Below are 939 nucleotides of genomic sequence, written 5' to 3'. Positions count from 1 at the left end.
AGGGCGTGTCCTGTAGGTCGGCACGCAGCCACAACACGATGGCCGCGATACTGATCTCTGACCGGTAGTAGGCCATCCGCTTGGCATAGCGGGTGGCCAGAGCCCGGAACTGCTTGAGCCGGTTGAAGCGCCGCTCGACGACGTTGCGGTCGGCGTAGAGCCCGGGATCGAAGGCTGGTGGTCGCCCGCCACGGGAACCCTTTGCGGCGCGGCGGGTGATCTGGTCGCTGCGTTCGGGGCTGGTGAACGCGATCTTGCGTTGTCGCAGGGCTGTGCGGGTGGAGGGGTGGGAGTAGGCCTTGTCGGCCAGCACCCGCTCCGGACGTTTCCGGGGCCGGGCGGGACCGTGACGACCGACCGCAACCTGGTCGAGCAGTGGAAGCAGTTGCGGGTTGTCCCCCGCCTGGCCCGGGGTCAGGATCACCGACATCGGCAGCCCGCGCCCGTCGACGGCGAGATGGATTTTGCTGGTCAGTCCGCCGCGGGATCGTCCGAGGGCTTCTCCGTCGACGGCGAGGGCTTCGACCCACTCGGTGGTGCAGCCCCTTTTTTCCGGGCCCCAGCGGAGTGCTGGTGGGCCCGGACGCTGCTGGAGTCGATGCTGAAGGTCCACTCCACGTTCCCGACGGAGTCGTCCTTGACGATCACGTGGTCCAGGATGCGTTGCCAGGTGCCGTCCGCGGTCCAGATCCGCAACCGCTCATGGGCGGTTTTCCAGGGGCCGTAGCGTTCGGGCAGGTCCCGCCAGGGTGCCCCGGTGCGGAGTTTCCACAGGATCGCGTTGATCACCTGGCGGTGATCGCGCCACCGCCGACCCCCACTCTCGACCGGTGGCAACAACGGCTCGATCCGCGTCCAGGCCTTGTCTGTCAGCTCGCCCCTGCCCGCCACCTGAGCATGATCACCGATCGCAGGCCACAACCCTTACAGGACACGCCC

The 939-nt window shown here is 67.9% G+C and carries 1 protein-coding gene; it reads right to left on the bottom strand.

The features are described from left to right. A protein-coding gene (locus tag AC5L35_RS37330) for an IS5 family transposase (protein WP_495064477.1) occupies window positions 1–891 on the bottom strand; the annotation gives its coding sequence in 2 pieces (ribosomal slippage) (window positions 1–516 and window positions 516–891; 892 coding nt annotated over the 2 pieces). This gene is flagged as partial in the annotation. Window positions 892–939 lie beyond the last annotated feature (48 nt).

The organism is Pseudonocardia sp. OZ21, from assembly GCF_059359135.1.
The sequence above is the reverse complement of the archived record's forward strand: the minus strand, read 5'-3'. Positions and strand labels throughout refer to the sequence as shown.